At 60.4% G+C, this 662-nt stretch carries 1 protein-coding gene; it reads right to left on the reverse strand.

What is annotated here, in order from left to right; all coding sequences use genetic code 11:
• A partial coding sequence (locus tag JNK74_29130; protein MBL7650243.1) for a DUF1501 domain-containing protein occupies window positions 1–662 on the reverse strand: 662 nt, incomplete at both ends.

Genomic DNA, 662 nt, shown 5'->3' on the forward strand with positions numbered 1-662 from the left:
TGATGGTGTCCTTGAGCAGACCGCGCTGTTTCAGATCCTGAACCAAGGCTGCGGACCCGCGGTCAATCTCCCGGCAGAGCGCGGTGAGGCGGTTCACGATGTCGCCGTTCTGGCTGTTGCCATGCGTGTCCCATCCGCGATGATAGAGCTGCACCGTGCGTACGCCGCGTTCCACAAGGCGCCGGGCTAACAAACAATTGTTGGCGAAACTGTTTTTGCCCGGTTCCGTGCCATAGAGCTTGTGAACGTGTTCCGGTTCCTTGCTGAGGTCCGCCAGTTCCGGCACGCTCGATTGCATGCGGTAGGCGAGTTCGTAGTTGGCGATGCGGCTCGAGATCTCGGGATCGCTGATGTCGGCATAGTGCTGCTGGTTGAGATCCTTGAGCAGATTTAAGCTCCGGCGGCGCGTCTCGCCGGCCATTCCGTCAGGGTTGGAGAGGAAGAGCACGGGATCGCCCGAGCGGCGGAATTCCACGCCTTGATAACGGCTGGGAAGGAAGCCGCTGCCCCAACAGCTCTTGCCACCGTCAGGAGCGTTCTCGCCGGATAAGAGCACCACGAACCCGGGCAGATCCTGATTCTCACTGCCCAGGCCATAAGTGAGCCAGGAGCCCATGCTTGGCCGTCCTGGAATCTGATGGCCGGTGTTCATGAAGATCTGC

The organism is Candidatus Hydrogenedentota bacterium, from assembly GCA_016791475.1.
Lineage (GTDB): Bacteria > Hydrogenedentota > Hydrogenedentia > Hydrogenedentales > JAEUWI01 > JAEUWI01.